The organism is Streptomyces sp. NPDC013157, from assembly GCF_042899865.1.
Lineage (GTDB): Bacteria > Actinomycetota > Actinomycetes > Streptomycetales > Streptomycetaceae > Streptomyces.
In genome coordinates, this window is the sequence record NZ_JBIBAK010000011.1 from 339,983 (window position 1) to 352,424 (window position 12,442).

23 protein-coding genes and 1 pseudogene are annotated in these 12,442 nt (G+C 66.3%); all 24 read left to right on the forward strand.

What is annotated here, in order from left to right:
* Positions 1-19: 19 nt before the first annotated feature.
* On the forward strand, positions 20-367 hold the full coding sequence (gene rplV / locus ACFY6U_RS30925; protein WP_003974262.1) for a 50S ribosomal protein L22: 348 nt from the start codon (positions 20-22) through the stop codon (positions 365-367).
* Positions 367-1,194 (forward strand): 30S ribosomal protein S3, encoded by an 828-nt coding sequence (gene rpsC / locus ACFY6U_RS30930; protein ID WP_093499641.1) that lies wholly within the window; start codon positions 367-369, stop codon positions 1,192-1,194. Before rplV ends, rpsC begins: the two co-directional genes overlap by 1 nt.
* Before the next feature lie 5 nt (positions 1,195-1,199).
* Positions 1,200-1,619 (forward strand): 50S ribosomal protein L16, encoded by a 420-nt coding sequence (gene rplP, locus ACFY6U_RS30935; RefSeq protein ID WP_030788270.1) that lies wholly within the window; start codon positions 1,200-1,202, stop codon positions 1,617-1,619.
* Positions 1,619-1,843, forward strand: a complete 225-nt coding sequence (gene rpmC, locus ACFY6U_RS30940; protein WP_018564811.1) for a 50S ribosomal protein L29 — start codon at positions 1,619-1,621, stop codon at positions 1,841-1,843. Before rplP ends, rpmC begins: the two co-directional genes overlap by 1 nt.
* The gene (gene rpsQ, locus ACFY6U_RS30945; protein ID WP_093499639.1) at positions 1,843-2,130 is read left to right on the forward strand and encodes a 30S ribosomal protein S17; all 288 of its coding nucleotides are present in this window, start codon (positions 1,843-1,845) and stop codon (positions 2,128-2,130) included. Before rpmC ends, rpsQ begins: the two co-directional genes overlap by 1 nt.
* Before the next feature lie 103 nt (positions 2,131-2,233).
* Positions 2,234-2,602, forward strand: a complete 369-nt coding sequence (gene rplN, locus ACFY6U_RS30950; protein ID WP_003998823.1) for a 50S ribosomal protein L14 — start codon at positions 2,234-2,236, stop codon at positions 2,600-2,602.
* A gap of 2 nt (positions 2,603-2,604) precedes the next feature.
* Complete coding sequence (gene rplX, locus ACFY6U_RS30955) at positions 2,605-2,928, forward strand: 50S ribosomal protein L24 (RefSeq protein ID WP_053674523.1); 324 nt, start codon at positions 2,605-2,607, stop codon at positions 2,926-2,928.
* On the forward strand, positions 2,928-3,485 hold the full coding sequence (rplE, locus tag ACFY6U_RS30960; RefSeq protein ID WP_093499638.1) for a 50S ribosomal protein L5: 558 nt from the start codon (positions 2,928-2,930) through the stop codon (positions 3,483-3,485). The genes rplX and rplE overlap by 1 nt, the downstream gene beginning before the upstream one ends.
* Positions 3,486-3,490: 5 nt before the next feature.
* Positions 3,491-3,676: a type Z 30S ribosomal protein S14 gene (locus tag ACFY6U_RS30965; protein ID WP_003948630.1), complete on the forward strand. Its 186-nt coding sequence runs from the start codon at positions 3,491-3,493 to the stop codon at positions 3,674-3,676.
* A gap of 214 nt (positions 3,677-3,890) precedes the next feature.
* On the forward strand, positions 3,891-4,289 hold the full coding sequence (gene rpsH / locus ACFY6U_RS30970; RefSeq protein WP_030420829.1) for a 30S ribosomal protein S8: 399 nt from the start codon (positions 3,891-3,893) through the stop codon (positions 4,287-4,289).
* 24 nt (positions 4,290-4,313) lie between these two features.
* Positions 4,314-4,853 carry a 50S ribosomal protein L6 gene (rplF, locus tag ACFY6U_RS30975; RefSeq protein ID WP_093499637.1) on the forward strand — a complete coding sequence of 180 codons (540 nt, stop codon included), beginning with the start codon at positions 4,314-4,316 and terminating at the stop codon, positions 4,851-4,853.
* A 3-nt stretch (positions 4,854-4,856) separates the two neighbouring features.
* Positions 4,857-5,240 (forward strand): 50S ribosomal protein L18, encoded by a 384-nt coding sequence (rplR, locus tag ACFY6U_RS30980; protein WP_030860987.1) that lies wholly within the window; start codon positions 4,857-4,859, stop codon positions 5,238-5,240.
* 36 nt (positions 5,241-5,276) lie between these two features.
* The gene (gene rpsE, locus ACFY6U_RS30985; RefSeq protein ID WP_019753099.1) at positions 5,277-5,882 is read left to right on the forward strand and encodes a 30S ribosomal protein S5; all 606 of its coding nucleotides are present in this window, start codon (positions 5,277-5,279) and stop codon (positions 5,880-5,882) included.
* Positions 5,882-6,064 carry a 50S ribosomal protein L30 gene (rpmD, locus tag ACFY6U_RS30990; RefSeq protein ID WP_003974250.1) on the forward strand — a complete coding sequence of 61 codons (183 nt, stop codon included), beginning with the start codon at positions 5,882-5,884 and terminating at the stop codon, positions 6,062-6,064. The genes rpsE and rpmD overlap by 1 nt, the downstream gene beginning before the upstream one ends.
* A 2-nt stretch (positions 6,065-6,066) precedes the next feature.
* A complete protein-coding gene (rplO, locus tag ACFY6U_RS30995; RefSeq protein WP_030745257.1) occupies positions 6,067-6,522 on the forward strand; it encodes a 50S ribosomal protein L15 in 456 nt (151 codons plus the stop codon).
* Between the two features lie 188 nt (positions 6,523-6,710).
* Positions 6,711-8,027 carry a preprotein translocase subunit SecY gene (gene secY, locus ACFY6U_RS31000; RefSeq protein WP_351957586.1) on the forward strand — a complete coding sequence of 439 codons (1,317 nt, stop codon included), beginning with the start codon at positions 6,711-6,713 and terminating at the stop codon, positions 8,025-8,027.
* Positions 8,027-8,692, forward strand: coding sequence for an adenylate kinase (locus tag ACFY6U_RS31005; RefSeq protein ID WP_390043445.1), 666 nt, complete (start codon positions 8,027-8,029; stop codon positions 8,690-8,692). Before secY ends, ACFY6U_RS31005 begins: the two co-directional genes overlap by 1 nt.
* Positions 8,693-8,811: 119 nt before the next feature.
* Positions 8,812-9,648, forward strand: coding sequence for a type I methionyl aminopeptidase (map, locus tag ACFY6U_RS31010; RefSeq protein WP_390043489.1), 837 nt, complete (start codon positions 8,812-8,814; stop codon positions 9,646-9,648).
* 375 nt (positions 9,649-10,023) lie between these two features.
* Complete coding sequence (locus tag ACFY6U_RS31015; RefSeq protein ID WP_390043447.1) at positions 10,024-10,188, forward strand: hypothetical protein; 165 nt, start codon at positions 10,024-10,026, stop codon at positions 10,186-10,188.
* A 271-nt stretch (positions 10,189-10,459) separates the two neighbouring features.
* On the forward strand, positions 10,460-10,681 hold the full coding sequence (gene infA, locus ACFY6U_RS31020; protein WP_003948620.1) for a translation initiation factor IF-1: 222 nt from the start codon (positions 10,460-10,462) through the stop codon (positions 10,679-10,681).
* A gap of 61 nt (positions 10,682-10,742) precedes the next feature.
* The gene (gene rpmJ, locus ACFY6U_RS31025) at positions 10,743-10,856 is read left to right on the forward strand and encodes a 50S ribosomal protein L36 (protein ID WP_003998809.1); all 114 of its coding nucleotides are present in this window, start codon (positions 10,743-10,745) and stop codon (positions 10,854-10,856) included.
* Between the two features lie 190 nt (positions 10,857-11,046).
* Positions 11,047-11,427 (forward strand): 30S ribosomal protein S13, encoded by a 381-nt coding sequence (gene rpsM, locus ACFY6U_RS31030; protein ID WP_031167100.1) that lies wholly within the window; start codon positions 11,047-11,049, stop codon positions 11,425-11,427.
* A 70-nt stretch (positions 11,428-11,497) separates the two neighbouring features.
* Positions 11,498-11,902 carry a 30S ribosomal protein S11 gene (gene rpsK, locus ACFY6U_RS31035; RefSeq protein ID WP_003956432.1) on the forward strand — a complete coding sequence of 135 codons (405 nt, stop codon included), beginning with the start codon at positions 11,498-11,500 and terminating at the stop codon, positions 11,900-11,902.
* Between the two features lie 142 nt (positions 11,903-12,044).
* A pseudogene (locus tag ACFY6U_RS31040) lies at positions 12,045-12,442 on the forward strand (DNA-directed RNA polymerase subunit alpha); the annotation flags it as partial.

The following is a 12,442-nucleotide window of genomic DNA, read 5'->3' on the forward strand; positions in this document are numbered from 1 at the left end:
GTAACTGAGAGGGACAACCATGGAAGCCAGGGCCCAGGCGCGGTACATCCGCGTTACGCCCATGAAGGCCCGCCGCGTGGTGGACCTTATCCGTGGCATGGATGCCACGGAGGCTCAGGCTGTTCTGCGATTCGCTCCGCAGGCAGCCTCCGTGCCGGTCGGCAAGGTGCTCGACAGCGCCATCGCCAACGCCGCGCACAACTACGACCACACCGACGCCGACAGCCTCTTCATCTCCGAGGCCTACGTCGACGAGGGCCCGACCCTGAAGCGGTTCCGGCCGCGCGCCCAGGGCCGTGCCTACCGGATCCGCAAGCGGACCAGCCACATCACCGTGGTCGTCAGCAGCAAGGAAGGAACCCGGTAATGGGCCAGAAGGTTAACCCGCATGGGTTCCGGCTCGGTGTCACCACGGACTTCAAGTCCCGGTGGTACGCCGACAAGCTGTACAAGGACTACGTCAAGGAAGACGTCGCCATCCGTCGGATGATGACGTCCGGCATGGAGCGCGCCGGCATCTCCAAGGTCGAGATCGAGCGCACCCGTGACCGCGTCCGTGTGGACATCCACACCGCGCGTCCGGGCATCGTCATCGGCCGCCGTGGCGCCGAGGCCGACCGCATCCGCGGCGACCTCGAGAAGCTCACGGGCAAGCAGGTCCAGCTGAACATCCTCGAGGTCAAGAACCCCGAGACGGACGCTCAGCTGGTTGCCCAGGCCGTTGCCGAGCAGCTCTCCTCCCGCGTCTCCTTCCGCCGTGCCATGCGCAAGAGCATGCAGTCGGCGATGAAGGCCGGCGCCAAGGGCATCAAGATCCAGTGCGGCGGCCGCCTCGGCGGCGCCGAGATGTCCCGCTCGGAGTTCTACCGCGAGGGCCGCGTGCCCCTGCACACGCTCCGCGCGAACGTGGACTACGGCTTCTTCGAGGCCAAGACGACCTTCGGCCGTATCGGTGTGAAGGTCTGGATCTACAAGGGCGACGTCAAGAACATCGCCGAGGTCCGCGCCGAGAACGCCGCTGCCCGCGCCGGCAACCGCCCGGCCCGTGGTGGTGGCGCTGGTGACCGCCCGGCCCGTGGTGGCCGTGGTGGCGAGCGGCGCGGTCGCAAGCCGCAGCAGGCTCCCGCTGCCGAGGCCCCCCAGGCCGAGGCCGCCGCCGCTCCGGCTGCTGAGAGCACCGGAACGGAGGCCTGACCGACATGCTGATCCCCCGTAGGGTCAAGCACCGCAAGCAGCACCACCCGAAGCGTCGCGGTGAGGCCAAGGGCGGTACGACGGTCGCGTTCGGCGAGTACGGCATTCAGGCCCTCACGCCGGCGTACGTGACCAACCGCCAGATCGAGGCGGCCCGTATCGCGATGACCCGCCACATCAAGCGTGGCGGCAAGGTCTGGATCAACATCTACCCGGACCGCCCGCTCACGAAGAAGCCCGCCGAGACCCGCATGGGTTCCGGTAAGGGTTCTCCGGAGTGGTGGATCGCGAACGTGCACCCGGGCCGGGTCATGTTCGAGCTGTCCTACCCCAACGAGAAGATCGCCCGTGAGGCCCTGACTCGCGCAGCCCACAAGCTGCCGATGAAGTGCCGGATCGTCAAGCGCGAGGCAGGTGAAGCGTGATGTCGGCCGGTACCAAGGCGTCCGAGCTGCGCGAGCTGGGCAACGAGGAGCTTCTGGGCAAGCTCCGCGAGGCCAAGGAAGAGCTGTTCAACCTCCGCTTCCAGGCGGCCACGGGTCAGCTCGAGAACCACGGCCGTCTGAAGGCGGTCCGCAAGGACATCGCGCGGATCTACACCCTGATGCGCGAGCGTGAGCTGGGCATCGAAACGGTGGAGAACGCCTGATGAGCGAGAGCAATGTGACTGAGAAGACCGAGGCGCGCGACAGCTTCCGCAAGACCCGTGAGGGTCTCGTCGTCAGCGACAAGATGGACAAGACCGTCGTCGTCGCCGTCGAGGACCGCGTCAAGCACGCCCTGTACGGCAAGGTCATCCGCCGTACGAACAAGCTCAAGGCGCACGACGAGCAGAACGCCGCGGGCGTCGGCGACCGTGTCCTCCTCATGGAGACCCGGCCGCTGTCCGCGACGAAGCGCTGGCGCGTCGTCGAGATCCTCGAGAAGGCCAAGTAAGTCTCCTGCGGGGCATCCCTCGCAGGACAGTTCCGCCAGGCTCGGCAGGGGCCCTCGTCACTGAGGCCCCTGCCGGGAACCGGCAGACAAACAGGAGATAGACGTGATCCAGCAGGAGTCGCGACTGCGCGTCGCCGACAACACTGGTGCGAAGGAGATCCTTTGCATCCGTGTGCTCGGTGGCTCCGGTCGCCGCTACGCGGGCATCGGTGACGTCATCGTCGCCACCGTCAAGGACGCGATCCCCGGTGGCAACGTGAAGAAGGGTGACGTCGTCAAGGCGGTCATCGTTCGCACCGTCAAGGAGCGCCGCCGTCCGGACGGCTCGTACATCCGCTTCGACGAGAACGCCGCCGTCATTCTGAAGAACGACGGCGACCCTCGCGGCACCCGCATCTTCGGCCCGGTCGGCCGTGAGCTGCGCGAGAAGAAGTTCATGAAGATCATCTCGCTCGCGCCGGAGGTGCTGTAAGCATGAAGATCAAGAAGGGCGACCTGGTCCAGGTCATCACCGGTAAGGACAAGGGCAAGCAGGGCAAGGTCATTGCCGCTTACCCGCGCGACGAGCGTGTCCTGGTCGAGGGTGTCAACCGGGTCAAGAAGCACACCAAGGCCGGTCCGACCGCTCGCGGTTCGCAGGCCGGCGGCATCGTCACGACCGAGGCGCCGATCCACGTCTCCAACGTCCAGCTGGTCGTTGAGAAGGACGGCAACAAGGTCGTCACGCGTGTCGGTTACCGCTTCGACGACGAAGGCAACAAGATCCGCGTTGCCAAGCGGACGGGTGAGGACATCTGATGGCTACCACCACTGCTCCGCGTCTGAAGCTGAAGTACCGCGAGGAGATCGCGGGCAAGCTGCGTGACGAGTTCAAGTACGAGAACGTCATGCAGATCCCCGGCCTCGTCAAGATCGTGGTCAACATGGGTGTCGGCGACGCCGCCCGTGACTCGAAGCTGATCGAGGGCGCGATCCGCGACCTGACCACCATCACCGGTCAGAAGCCGGCCGTCACCAAGGCCCGCAAGTCCATCGCGCAGTTCAAGCTGCGTGAGGGTCAGCCGATCGGTGCCCACGTCACGCTCCGTGGCGACCGCATGTGGGAGTTCCTGGACCGCACCCTGTCGCTCGCGCTGCCGCGCATCCGCGACTTCCGTGGTCTGTCCCCCAAGCAGTTCGACGGCCGTGGCAACTACACCTTCGGTCTCACGGAGCAGGTCATGTTCCACGAGATCGACCAGGACAAGATCGACCGTACCCGGGGTATGGACATCACCGTGGTGACCACGGCGACCAACGACGCTGAGGGCCGCGCGCTCCTTCGTCACCTCGGCTTCCCGTTCAAGGAGGCGTGAGCGAGATGGCGAAGAAGGCTCTGATTGCCAAGGCCGCCCGCAAGCCCAAGTTCGGTGTGCGTGGCTACACGCGCTGCCAGCGCTGCGGCCGTCCGCACTCCGTGTACCGCAAGTTCGGCCTGTGCCGCGTGTGCCTTCGTGAGATGGCTCACCGTGGCGAGCTGCCGGGCGTGACCAAGAGCTCCTGGTAATCCCGACTTTTAGGGATTCCTGAAGCTCTCGGTAAGCAATGGGCGTGTCAGGCGCCCGCCCCTTCATGGCTTAGGCTTGGAGGGTTGGGCGCCTGACGGTCGCCCGTACGACTTACTACGCCGTAGGTCCACCGCGCCGCACCCGTCCCGTCTCGGATCGGGGAGAGGGATGGCGCACCAGGAAACCCCGGCGAGAGAGGCCGAAGGCCAATTCATGACCATGACTGATCCGATCGCAGACATGCTTACGCGTCTGCGGAACGCGAACTCGGCATACCACGACTCCGTGACGATGCCGGCGTCCAAGATCAAGTCTCACATCGCGGAGATCCTCCAGCAGGAGGGCTTCATCACGGGCTGGAAGGTCGAGGACGCCGAGGTCGGCAAGAACCTCGTCCTGGACCTGAAGTTCGGTCCCAACCGTGAGCGCTCCATCGCGGGCATCAAGCGGATCTCCAAGCCCGGTCTCCGGGTGTACGCGAAGTCCACCAACCTGCCGAAGGTGCTCGGCGGCCTGGGCGTGGCGATCATCTCCACGTCGCACGGGCTCCTCACCGACAAGCAGGCCGGCAAGAAGGGCGTAGGCGGAGAAGTCCTCGCCTACGTCTGGTAGCAGAAGGGAACGGAGGAAACAGCTATGTCGCGCATCGGCAAGCTCCCCATCGCGGTTCCCGCCGGCGTGGACGTCACCATCGACGGCCGCACGGTGAAGGTCAAGGGCCCCAAGGGCGAGCTGACCCACACCATCGTGGCTCCGATCGACATCGCCAAGGGCGAGGACGGCACTCTCGCGGTGACCCGCCCCAACGACGAGCGTCAGAGCAAGGCCCTGCACGGCCTGTCCCGCACGCTGGTGGCGAACATGATCACCGGCGTGACCCAGGGTTACGTGAAGAAGCTCGAAATCAGCGGTGTCGGTTACCGCGTGACCGCCAAGGGCTCGAACCTCGAGTTCGCGCTCGGTTACAGCCACCCGATCCTGGTCGAGGCCCCCGAGGGCATCACCTTCAAGGTCGAGGCTCCGACCCGTTTCTCGGTCGAGGGCATCGACAAGCAGAAGGTCGGCGAGGTCGCGGCCAACATCCGCAAGCTGCGCAAGCCCGACCCGTACAAGGCCAAGGGCGTCAAGTACGAGGGCGAAGTCATCCGCCGCAAGGTCGGAAAGGCGGGTAAGTAAGCCATGGCATACGGGCAGAAGATCCTCAAGGGCGACGCCTACAAGCGCGCCGCGATCAAGCGCCGTCACATCCGGATCCGCAAGCGGATCGCCGGTACGGCGGAGCGTCCCCGTCTGGTCGTGACCCGCTCCAACCGCCACATCGTGGCGCAGGTGATCGACGACCTGAAGGGCCACACCCTGGCCTCCGCGTCCACGCTGGACGCGTCGGTCCGTGGTGGCGAGGGCGACAAGTCCGCGCAGGCCAAGCAGGTCGGCGCCCTGGTCGCCGAGCGTGCCAAGGCCGCCGGTGTCGAGGCCGTGGTGTTCGACCGTGGTGGCAACCAGTACGCCGGGCGCATCGCCGCCCTGGCGGACGCCGCCCGCGAGGCCGGGCTCAAGTTCTGAGCCGCTTGTAGCTAGCGGAAAGAGAGAGGTAATCCAATGGCTGGACCCCAGCGCCGCGGCAGCGGTGCCGGTGGCGGCGAGCGGCGGGACCGGAAGGGCCGTGACGGCGGCGCTGCTGCCGCCGAGAAGACCGCGTACGTTGAGCGCGTCGTCGCGATCAACCGCGTCGCCAAGGTTGTGAAGGGTGGTCGTCGCTTCAGCTTCACCGCGCTGGTCGTGGTGGGCGACGGTGACGGCACCGTGGGTGTCGGTTACGGCAAGGCCAAGGAGGTGCCGGCCGCCATCGCCAAGGGCGTTGAGGAGGCCAAGAAGCACTTCTTCAAGGTCCCGCGTATCCAGGGCACCATCCCGCACCCGATCCAGGGTGAGAAGGCTGCCGGCGTCGTTCTCCTCAAGCCGGCCTCGCCGGGTACCGGTGTTATCGCCGGTGGTCCCGTGCGTGCCGTCCTGGAGTGCGCCGGTATCCACGACGTGCTGTCGAAGTCGCTCGGCTCCGACAACGCGATCAACATCGTGCACGCGACCGTGGAGGCCCTGAAGGGCCTGCAGCGTCCCGAGGAGATCGCGGCCCGCCGCGGTCTGCCCCTCGAGGACGTCGCCCCCGCGGCTCTGCTCCGTGCGCGTGCCGGGGCGGGTGCGTGATGGCTCAGCTGAAGATCACGCAGGTCAAGTCCTACATCGGCAGCAAGCAGAACCACCGTGACACCCTGCGCTCCCTTGGTCTCAAGGGCATCAACACGCAGGTCGTCAAGGAGGACCGCCCCGAGTTCCGCGGCATGGTGCACACCGTCCGCCACCTCGTGACGGTCGAGGAGGTCGACTGATCATGGCGGAGCAGAACCCGCTCAAGATCCACAACCTCCGTCCGGCCCCGGGCGCCAAGACCGCGAAGACCCGTGTCGGTCGTGGTGAGGCGTCGAAGGGTAAGACGGCTGGTCGTGGTACCAAGGGTACGAAGGCCCGTTACCAGGTTCCGGAGCGCTTCGAGGGTGGCCAGATGCCGCTCCACATGCGCCTCCCGAAGCTGAAGGGCTTCAAGAACCCGTTCAAGACCGAGTACCAGGTCGTGAACCTCGACAAGCTGGCCGCGCTGTACCCGGAGGGTGGCGAGGTCACCGTCGAGGGTCTCGTCGCCAAGGGTGCCGTTCGCAAGAACAGCCTCGTCAAGGTCCTCGGCCAGGGTGAGGTCTCCGTGGCGCTGCAGGTGACGGTCGACGCCGTCTCCGGCTCCGCCAAGGAGAAGATCACCGCCGCCGGCGGCACCGTCACCGAGCTCGTCTGAGCGTTTCGGACGTCTCGATGACGTAAGCATTTCCCGACCGGGGATACCTCACAATGAGGTATCCCCGGTTGGTCGTTCCTCGGGGGGCAGTACGGCCGGTAAGGTGGCCAGCACTGTTCTTTTTCCCATTCGTCGAACCTCAAGACCGTCACCCTTGACGCACTTGCGCGGGGGTCGCAGGAGGCACCGTGCTCACCGCGTTCGCCCGGGCGTTCAGGACGCCCGACCTGCGCAAGAAGCTGCTCTTCACGCTGGGCATCATCGTGGTCTACCGGGTCGGTACGCACATCCCGATCCCGGGTGTGAACTACACGTCTGTGCAGCAGTGCGTGAAGGAGGCCTCGGGCAACCAGGGTCTCTTCGGCATGATCAACATGTTCAGCGGCGGCGCGCTGCTGCAGATCACGATCTTCGCGCTGGGCATCATGCCGTACATCACGGCCAGCATCATCCTTCAGCTGCTGACCGTGGTCATCCCGCGCCTGGAGGCCCTGAAGAAGGAGGGCCAGGCCGGTACGACGAAGATCACGCAGTACACCCGGTACCTGACGGTGGCCCTCGCCATCCTCCAGGGCACCGGTCTGGTCGCCACCGCGCGCAGCGGCGCGCTCTTCAACGGCTGCTCGGTCGCGTCGAGCATCGTCCCGGACCAGTCGATCTTCACGACGATCACGATGGTCGTCTGCATGACCGCCGGTACGGCCGTCGTGATGTGGCTCGGCGAGCTGATCACCGACCGCGGCATCGGCAACGGCATGTCGATCCTGATGTTCATCTCGATCGCCGCGACCTTCCCGTCCGCGCTGTGGGCCATCAAGAAGCAGGGCACCCTGGCCGACGGCTGGATCGAGTTCGGCTCGGTCATCGCGATCGGCCTGGTCATGGTCGGGCTCGTCGTCTTCGTCGAGCAGGCGCAGCGCCGCATCCCGGTGCAGTACGCGAAGCGCATGATCGGCCGTCGTTCCTACGGTGGTACGTCCACGTACATCCCGCTCAAGGTGAACCAGGCGGGTGTGATTCCCGTCATCTTCGCCTCGTCGCTGCTGTACATCCCGGCCCTCGTGGCGCAGTTCGCGGGCGGCAACTCGGGCTGGAAGAGCTGGATCGAGCAGAACCTGACCAAGCAGGGTGACAGCCCCACGTACATCACCCTGTACTTCCTGCTCATTGTTTTCTTCGCGTTCTTCTACGTGGCGATCTCCTTCAACCCCGAGGAAGTCGCCGACAACATGAAGAAGTATGGTGGCTTCATCCCGGGCATCCGGGCTGGCCGACCGACCGCTGAGTACCTTTCGTACGTGCTCAACCGGATCACCTGGCCGGGTTCGCTGTATTTGGGGCTGATCGCTCTCGTACCGACAGTGGCGTTGGTCGGCTTCGGGGCGAGCCAGAACTTCCCGTTCGGCGGGACCAGCATCCTCATCATCGTGGGTGTCGGTCTCGAGACGGTGAAGCAGATCGAGAGCCAGCTCCAGCAGCGCAATTACGAAGGGTTCCTCCGCTGATGCGTATCGTCCTCGTCGGGCCGCCGGGTGCCGGTAAGGGAACGCAGGCCGTCCGCCTCGCCGAGATGCTGGGCATTCCGCACATCTCCACGGGCGACCTGTTCCGCGCCAACATCAGTAAGCAGACCGAGCTCGGCAAGCTTGCCAAGTCCTACATGGACGCCGGTGACCTCGTACCCGACGAGGTCACCATCGCCATGGCCAAGGACCGCATGGAGCAGCCGGACGCGGCGAACGGCTTCCTGCTGGACGGGTTCCCGCGCAACGTCTCGCAGGCCGAGGCGCTGGACCGGCTGCTGAGCGACGAGGGCATCGAGCTGGACGCCGTCCTGGACCTGGAGGTCCCGGAGGCGGAGGTCGTCAAGCGGATCGCCGGCCGGCGCGTCTGCCGCAACGACTCGTCGCACGTCTTCCACGTGACGTACAGCCCGCCGAAGCAGGAGGGCGTGTGCGACATCTGCGGCGGTGAGCTGTACCAGCGTGACGACGACTCCGAGGACACCGTCCGCACGCGGCTGGAGGTCTACCACACGCAGACCGAGCCGATCATCGACTACTACAAGGCGCAGGGGCTGGTCGTGACGATCTCCTCCCTGGGCCCGGTGGACGAGATCACGCAGCGGGCGCTGGAGGCGCTGAAGCGCGAGAAGGCCGAGAACAACTAGATCGCGGTTCTTCCGGCCGCGGTGCCCTTCCCCGGACCTCGTCCGGGCCCGGGGCGCCGCGGCCGTAGTGTTGTACAGGTAACCCAGTCCACGTGAGTGACGGAGAGCGCAGGCCGCCCATGGTGCAGATCAAGACCCCCGAGCAGATCGCCAGGATGCGGGCGGCGGGCCTGGTCGTGGCCGCGATCCACGCGGCGACCCGCGAGGCCGCGGTTCCCGGCGCCACCACCAGGGACCTGGACGAGGTCGCCCGCAAGGTGCTCGCCGAGCACGGCGCGAAGCCGAACTTCCTCGGGTACGGCGGCTTCCCCGCGACGATCTGCACCTCGGTCAACGAGGTCGTGGTCCACGGCATCCCCTCCGGCGACGTCGTCCTGAAGGACGGCGACATCATCTCCGTCGACGCGGGCGCGATCGTCGACGGCTGGCACGGTGACGCCGCCTACACCGCCTTCGTGGGCTCGGGTCACGCCCCGGAGCTGATCGAGCTCTCCCGGGTGACCGAGGAGTCGATGTGGGCCGGCATCGCGGCCGTCAGGCAGGGTAACCGCCTGGTCGACGTCTCCCGGGCCATCGAGTCCTACATCCGCCGGCAGCCCAAGCCCGGCGGTGGCCGCTACGGCATCATCGAGGACTACGGCGGCCACGGCATCGGCACCGAGATGCACATGGACCCGCACCTGCTGAACTACGTCGACCGCCGCCGCGGCAAGGGGCCCAAGCTGGTCACCGGCTTCTGCCTCGCGATCGAGCCCATGGTCTCCCTCGGCACGCCCAGGACCGAGGTCCTGGAGGACGACTGGACGGTCATCACAACGGACGGCACCTGGTCCTCGCACTGGGAGCACTCCGTCGCCCTCACGGAGGAGGGCCCGTTGGTGCTGACGGCTCCCGACGGGGGCCGGGCGAAGCTGGCGGAGCACGGGGTCACGGCGGCGCCCGACCCGCTGGGCTGACCGCCAGCTGAAGATCGCAAAGAGATCACCAAGCACCAGGCCCCCTCCGATTAGCTCGATCGTGTGGTGGTCGGCGTCTGGGCCTGCGGCGTGCTGGGCCGTTCGGGCTACGGTGATGGTGTGATCTGGGACGCCGGGTAAGGCGCCAGCGTGCGGGGCCCCTGCTCCACCGGAGTGATGGTTCAGGGCCTCCCCGTCGCCTCTGGCCGTATCCACATGGCCAGGTCATGAGGGAACCGGCCTCCCGGGATCGGACCACGGACAGGATCCGCGTCGCTGGCTCGGGGTCGAGTACGCCGGGGACCAGTGCGCCCAAGACCGTTCGGGGCGTGCGGCCGAGCGGGCTCACTCCTGCTCGGTCCCCAGGAACGGTACGTGAAGTACTCGCCGCCGCCGACGTACTACAACAACGGCAACCACTTCACCTACTACCGGGTCGCGATCAACGCGAACTGGAAGGACGGTACCGACATCTGCGTCCAGGCTCTCCTGGACGGCACGCACGATGACGGCACCGCCTGCGAGACCGTCGAGAAGTAGGCGGCGAGAAGCAAGCGGCGAGAAGCAAGTGGCGAGAAGCAAGCAGCGAGAAGTAGGCAGTAACGAGCGGTCGGGGGAACGACCGCTCGCCCCGCCCCGTCCGTCGCGCATAACGTGCCGACGGGCGGGGCATTGTCATGGGCAGGTGCGGAGCACAGTGAGTTCGTCTTTTTCTGGGCGCTGACGTAGACTGACTCGTCGGCTCTCGTGCACCCGCATGTCCGCATGCCTCTCGTGAGTCGATCAAGGTAGTCGATTCGAAGGGCGAAGCGTGGCCAAGAAGCAAGGTGCCATCGAGATCGAGGGCACTGTCGTCGAGTCTCTTCCGAACGCCATGTTCAAGGTCGAGCTCCAGAACGGCCACCAGGTCCTGGCACACATCAGCGGCAAGATGCGTATGCACTACATCCGCATCCTCCCTGACGACCGGGTCGTGGTGGAGCTGTCTCCGTACGACCTGACGCGTGGCCGGATCGTCTACCGATACAAGTAGATCTTGCCCACGTCCCGCGTGAGCGGGGCCGCCGGCAACTGACCCGGAGAACCTCAATCCCATGAAGGTCAAGCCGAGCGTCAAGAAGATCTGCGACAAGTGCAGGGTGATCCGCCGTCACGGTCGGGTCATGGTCATCTGCGAGAACCCGCGCCACAAGCAGCGCCAGGGCTGACGCACGACCGATCCCTCTGCATCCATCGCAGAGATTCGCGCGACGCAAGCTGAACATGTTCATACGCAGAACCCAGGTGCCACGGCGCCTGACACCCCCGGTTCGGAGGCCGGGGACCCAGTTCGTACCTGACACGGCGGCTGGGAACCGGTTCTGCGGAAGACCTCCGAAGATCACCAGGAGCCATTGAATGGCACGCGTTTCCGGTGTTGACATCCCGCGCGAAAAGCGCGTGGAGGTCGCGCTCACCTACGTGTTCGGCATCGGCCGGACACTCTCGCAGCAGACGCTGGCCGAGACCGGCATCGACCCGAACACCCGCGTTCGCGACCTGACCGAAGAGCAGCTGGTCGCCATCCGCGAGTACGTCGACAACAACATCAAGACCGAGGGTGACCTCCGTCGCGAGATCCAGGCCGACATCCGCCGCAAGGTCGAGATCGGTTGCTACCAGGGTCTGCGTCACCGTCGCGGTCTGCCCGTCCGCGGTCAGCGCACCAGCACCAACGCCCGCACCCGCAAGGGCCCGCGTCGCGCCATCGCCGGCAAGAAGAAGCCGGGCAAGAAGTAGTCCGCAGCGGACAACGCTTCATCAGCGGTCTTCGCTGTAGGACCGACCACCTCCCCGTAGGAGTTACTAGATGCCCCCCAAGGGTCGTCAGGGCGCTGCCAAGAAGGTGCGCCGCAAGGAAAAGAAGAACGTCGCTCACGGCCACGCGCACATCAAGAGCACGTTCAACAACACGATCGTCTCCATCACGGACCCGTCCGGCAACGTGATCTCCTGGGCCTCCGCCGGCCACGTCGGCTTCAAGGGCTCCCGGAAGTCCACGCCGTTTGCCGCGCAGATGGCCGCCGAGTCGGCTGCCCGCCGCGCCCAGGAGCACGGCATGCGCAAGGTCGACGTGTTCGTGAAGGGCCCGGGTTCCGGTCGTGAGACCGCGATCCGCTCCCTGCAGGCCACGGGCCTCGAGGTCGGCTCCATCCAGGACGTCACCCCGACCCCGCACAACGGCTGCCGTCCGCCGAAGCGCCGTCGCGTCTGACGTCGCTTCGCAGGGCTGCTCGGGCGGTACGGCTCCGTAAGGGTCGTGCCGCCCGTACCCTTGCAGTACCCGCGCTCTTACGGGTGCGGTTCCGTCGGGCGTCAAATAGCGGGCGTCCACGAAAGAAGGATCTGATCCACACATGCTGATCGCTCAGCGTCCCTCGTTGACCGAAGAGGTCGTCGACGAGTTCCGCTCCCGGTTCGTGATCGAGCCGCTGGAGCCGGGCTTCGGCTACACCCTCGGCAACTCCCTGCGCCGTACCCTCCTGTCCTCGATCCCCGGCGCGGCTGTCACGTCGGTCCGGATCGACGGTGTGCTGCACGAGTTCACCACCGTGCCGGGCGTCAAGGAGGACGTCACCGACCTGATCCTCAACATCAAGCAGCTGGTCGTCTCCTCGGAGCACGACGAGCCGGTCGTGATGTACCTGCGCAAGCAGGGTCCGGGTCTGGTCACGGCCGCCGACATCGCGCCGCCGGCCGGTGTCGAGGTGCACAACCCCGACCTCGTCCTGGCCACGCTCAACGGCAAGGGCAA

Bases quoted from the DNA above. Each gene is read 5' to 3' on its own strand.
- rplV (WP_003974262.1), top strand. From the start codon at position 20: ATGGAAGCCAGGGCCCAGGCGCGGTACATCCGCGTTACGCCCATGAAG.
- rpsC (WP_093499641.1), top strand. From the start codon at position 367: ATGGGCCAGAAGGTTAACCCGCATGGGTTCCGGCTCGGTGTCACCACG.
- rplP (WP_030788270.1), top strand. From the start codon at position 1,200: ATGCTGATCCCCCGTAGGGTCAAGCACCGCAAGCAGCACCACCCGAAG.
- rpmC (WP_018564811.1), top strand. From the start codon at position 1,619: ATGTCGGCCGGTACCAAGGCGTCCGAGCTGCGCGAGCTGGGCAACGAG.
- rpsQ (WP_093499639.1), top strand. From the start codon at position 1,843: ATGAGCGAGAGCAATGTGACTGAGAAGACCGAGGCGCGCGACAGCTTC.
- rplX (WP_053674523.1), top strand. From the start codon at position 2,605: ATGAAGATCAAGAAGGGCGACCTGGTCCAGGTCATCACCGGTAAGGAC.
- rplE (WP_093499638.1), top strand. From the start codon at position 2,928: ATGGCTACCACCACTGCTCCGCGTCTGAAGCTGAAGTACCGCGAGGAG.
- ACFY6U_RS30965 (WP_003948630.1), top strand. From the start codon at position 3,491: ATGGCGAAGAAGGCTCTGATTGCCAAGGCCGCCCGCAAGCCCAAGTTC.
- rpsH (WP_030420829.1), top strand. From the start codon at position 3,891: ATGACCATGACTGATCCGATCGCAGACATGCTTACGCGTCTGCGGAAC.
- rplF (WP_093499637.1), top strand. From the start codon at position 4,314: ATGTCGCGCATCGGCAAGCTCCCCATCGCGGTTCCCGCCGGCGTGGAC.
- rplR (WP_030860987.1), top strand. From the start codon at position 4,857: ATGGCATACGGGCAGAAGATCCTCAAGGGCGACGCCTACAAGCGCGCC.
- rpsE (WP_019753099.1), top strand. From the start codon at position 5,277: ATGGCTGGACCCCAGCGCCGCGGCAGCGGTGCCGGTGGCGGCGAGCGG.
- rpmD (WP_003974250.1), top strand. From the start codon at position 5,882: ATGGCTCAGCTGAAGATCACGCAGGTCAAGTCCTACATCGGCAGCAAG.
- rplO (WP_030745257.1), top strand. From the start codon at position 6,067: ATGGCGGAGCAGAACCCGCTCAAGATCCACAACCTCCGTCCGGCCCCG.
- ACFY6U_RS31005 (WP_390043445.1), top strand. From the start codon at position 8,027: ATGCGTATCGTCCTCGTCGGGCCGCCGGGTGCCGGTAAGGGAACGCAG.
- map (WP_390043489.1), top strand. From the start codon at position 8,812: ATGGTGCAGATCAAGACCCCCGAGCAGATCGCCAGGATGCGGGCGGCG.
- rpmJ (WP_003998809.1), top strand. From the start codon at position 10,743: ATGAAGGTCAAGCCGAGCGTCAAGAAGATCTGCGACAAGTGCAGGGTG.
- rpsM (WP_031167100.1), top strand. From the start codon at position 11,047: ATGGCACGCGTTTCCGGTGTTGACATCCCGCGCGAAAAGCGCGTGGAG.
- rpsK (WP_003956432.1), top strand. From the start codon at position 11,498: ATGCCCCCCAAGGGTCGTCAGGGCGCTGCCAAGAAGGTGCGCCGCAAG.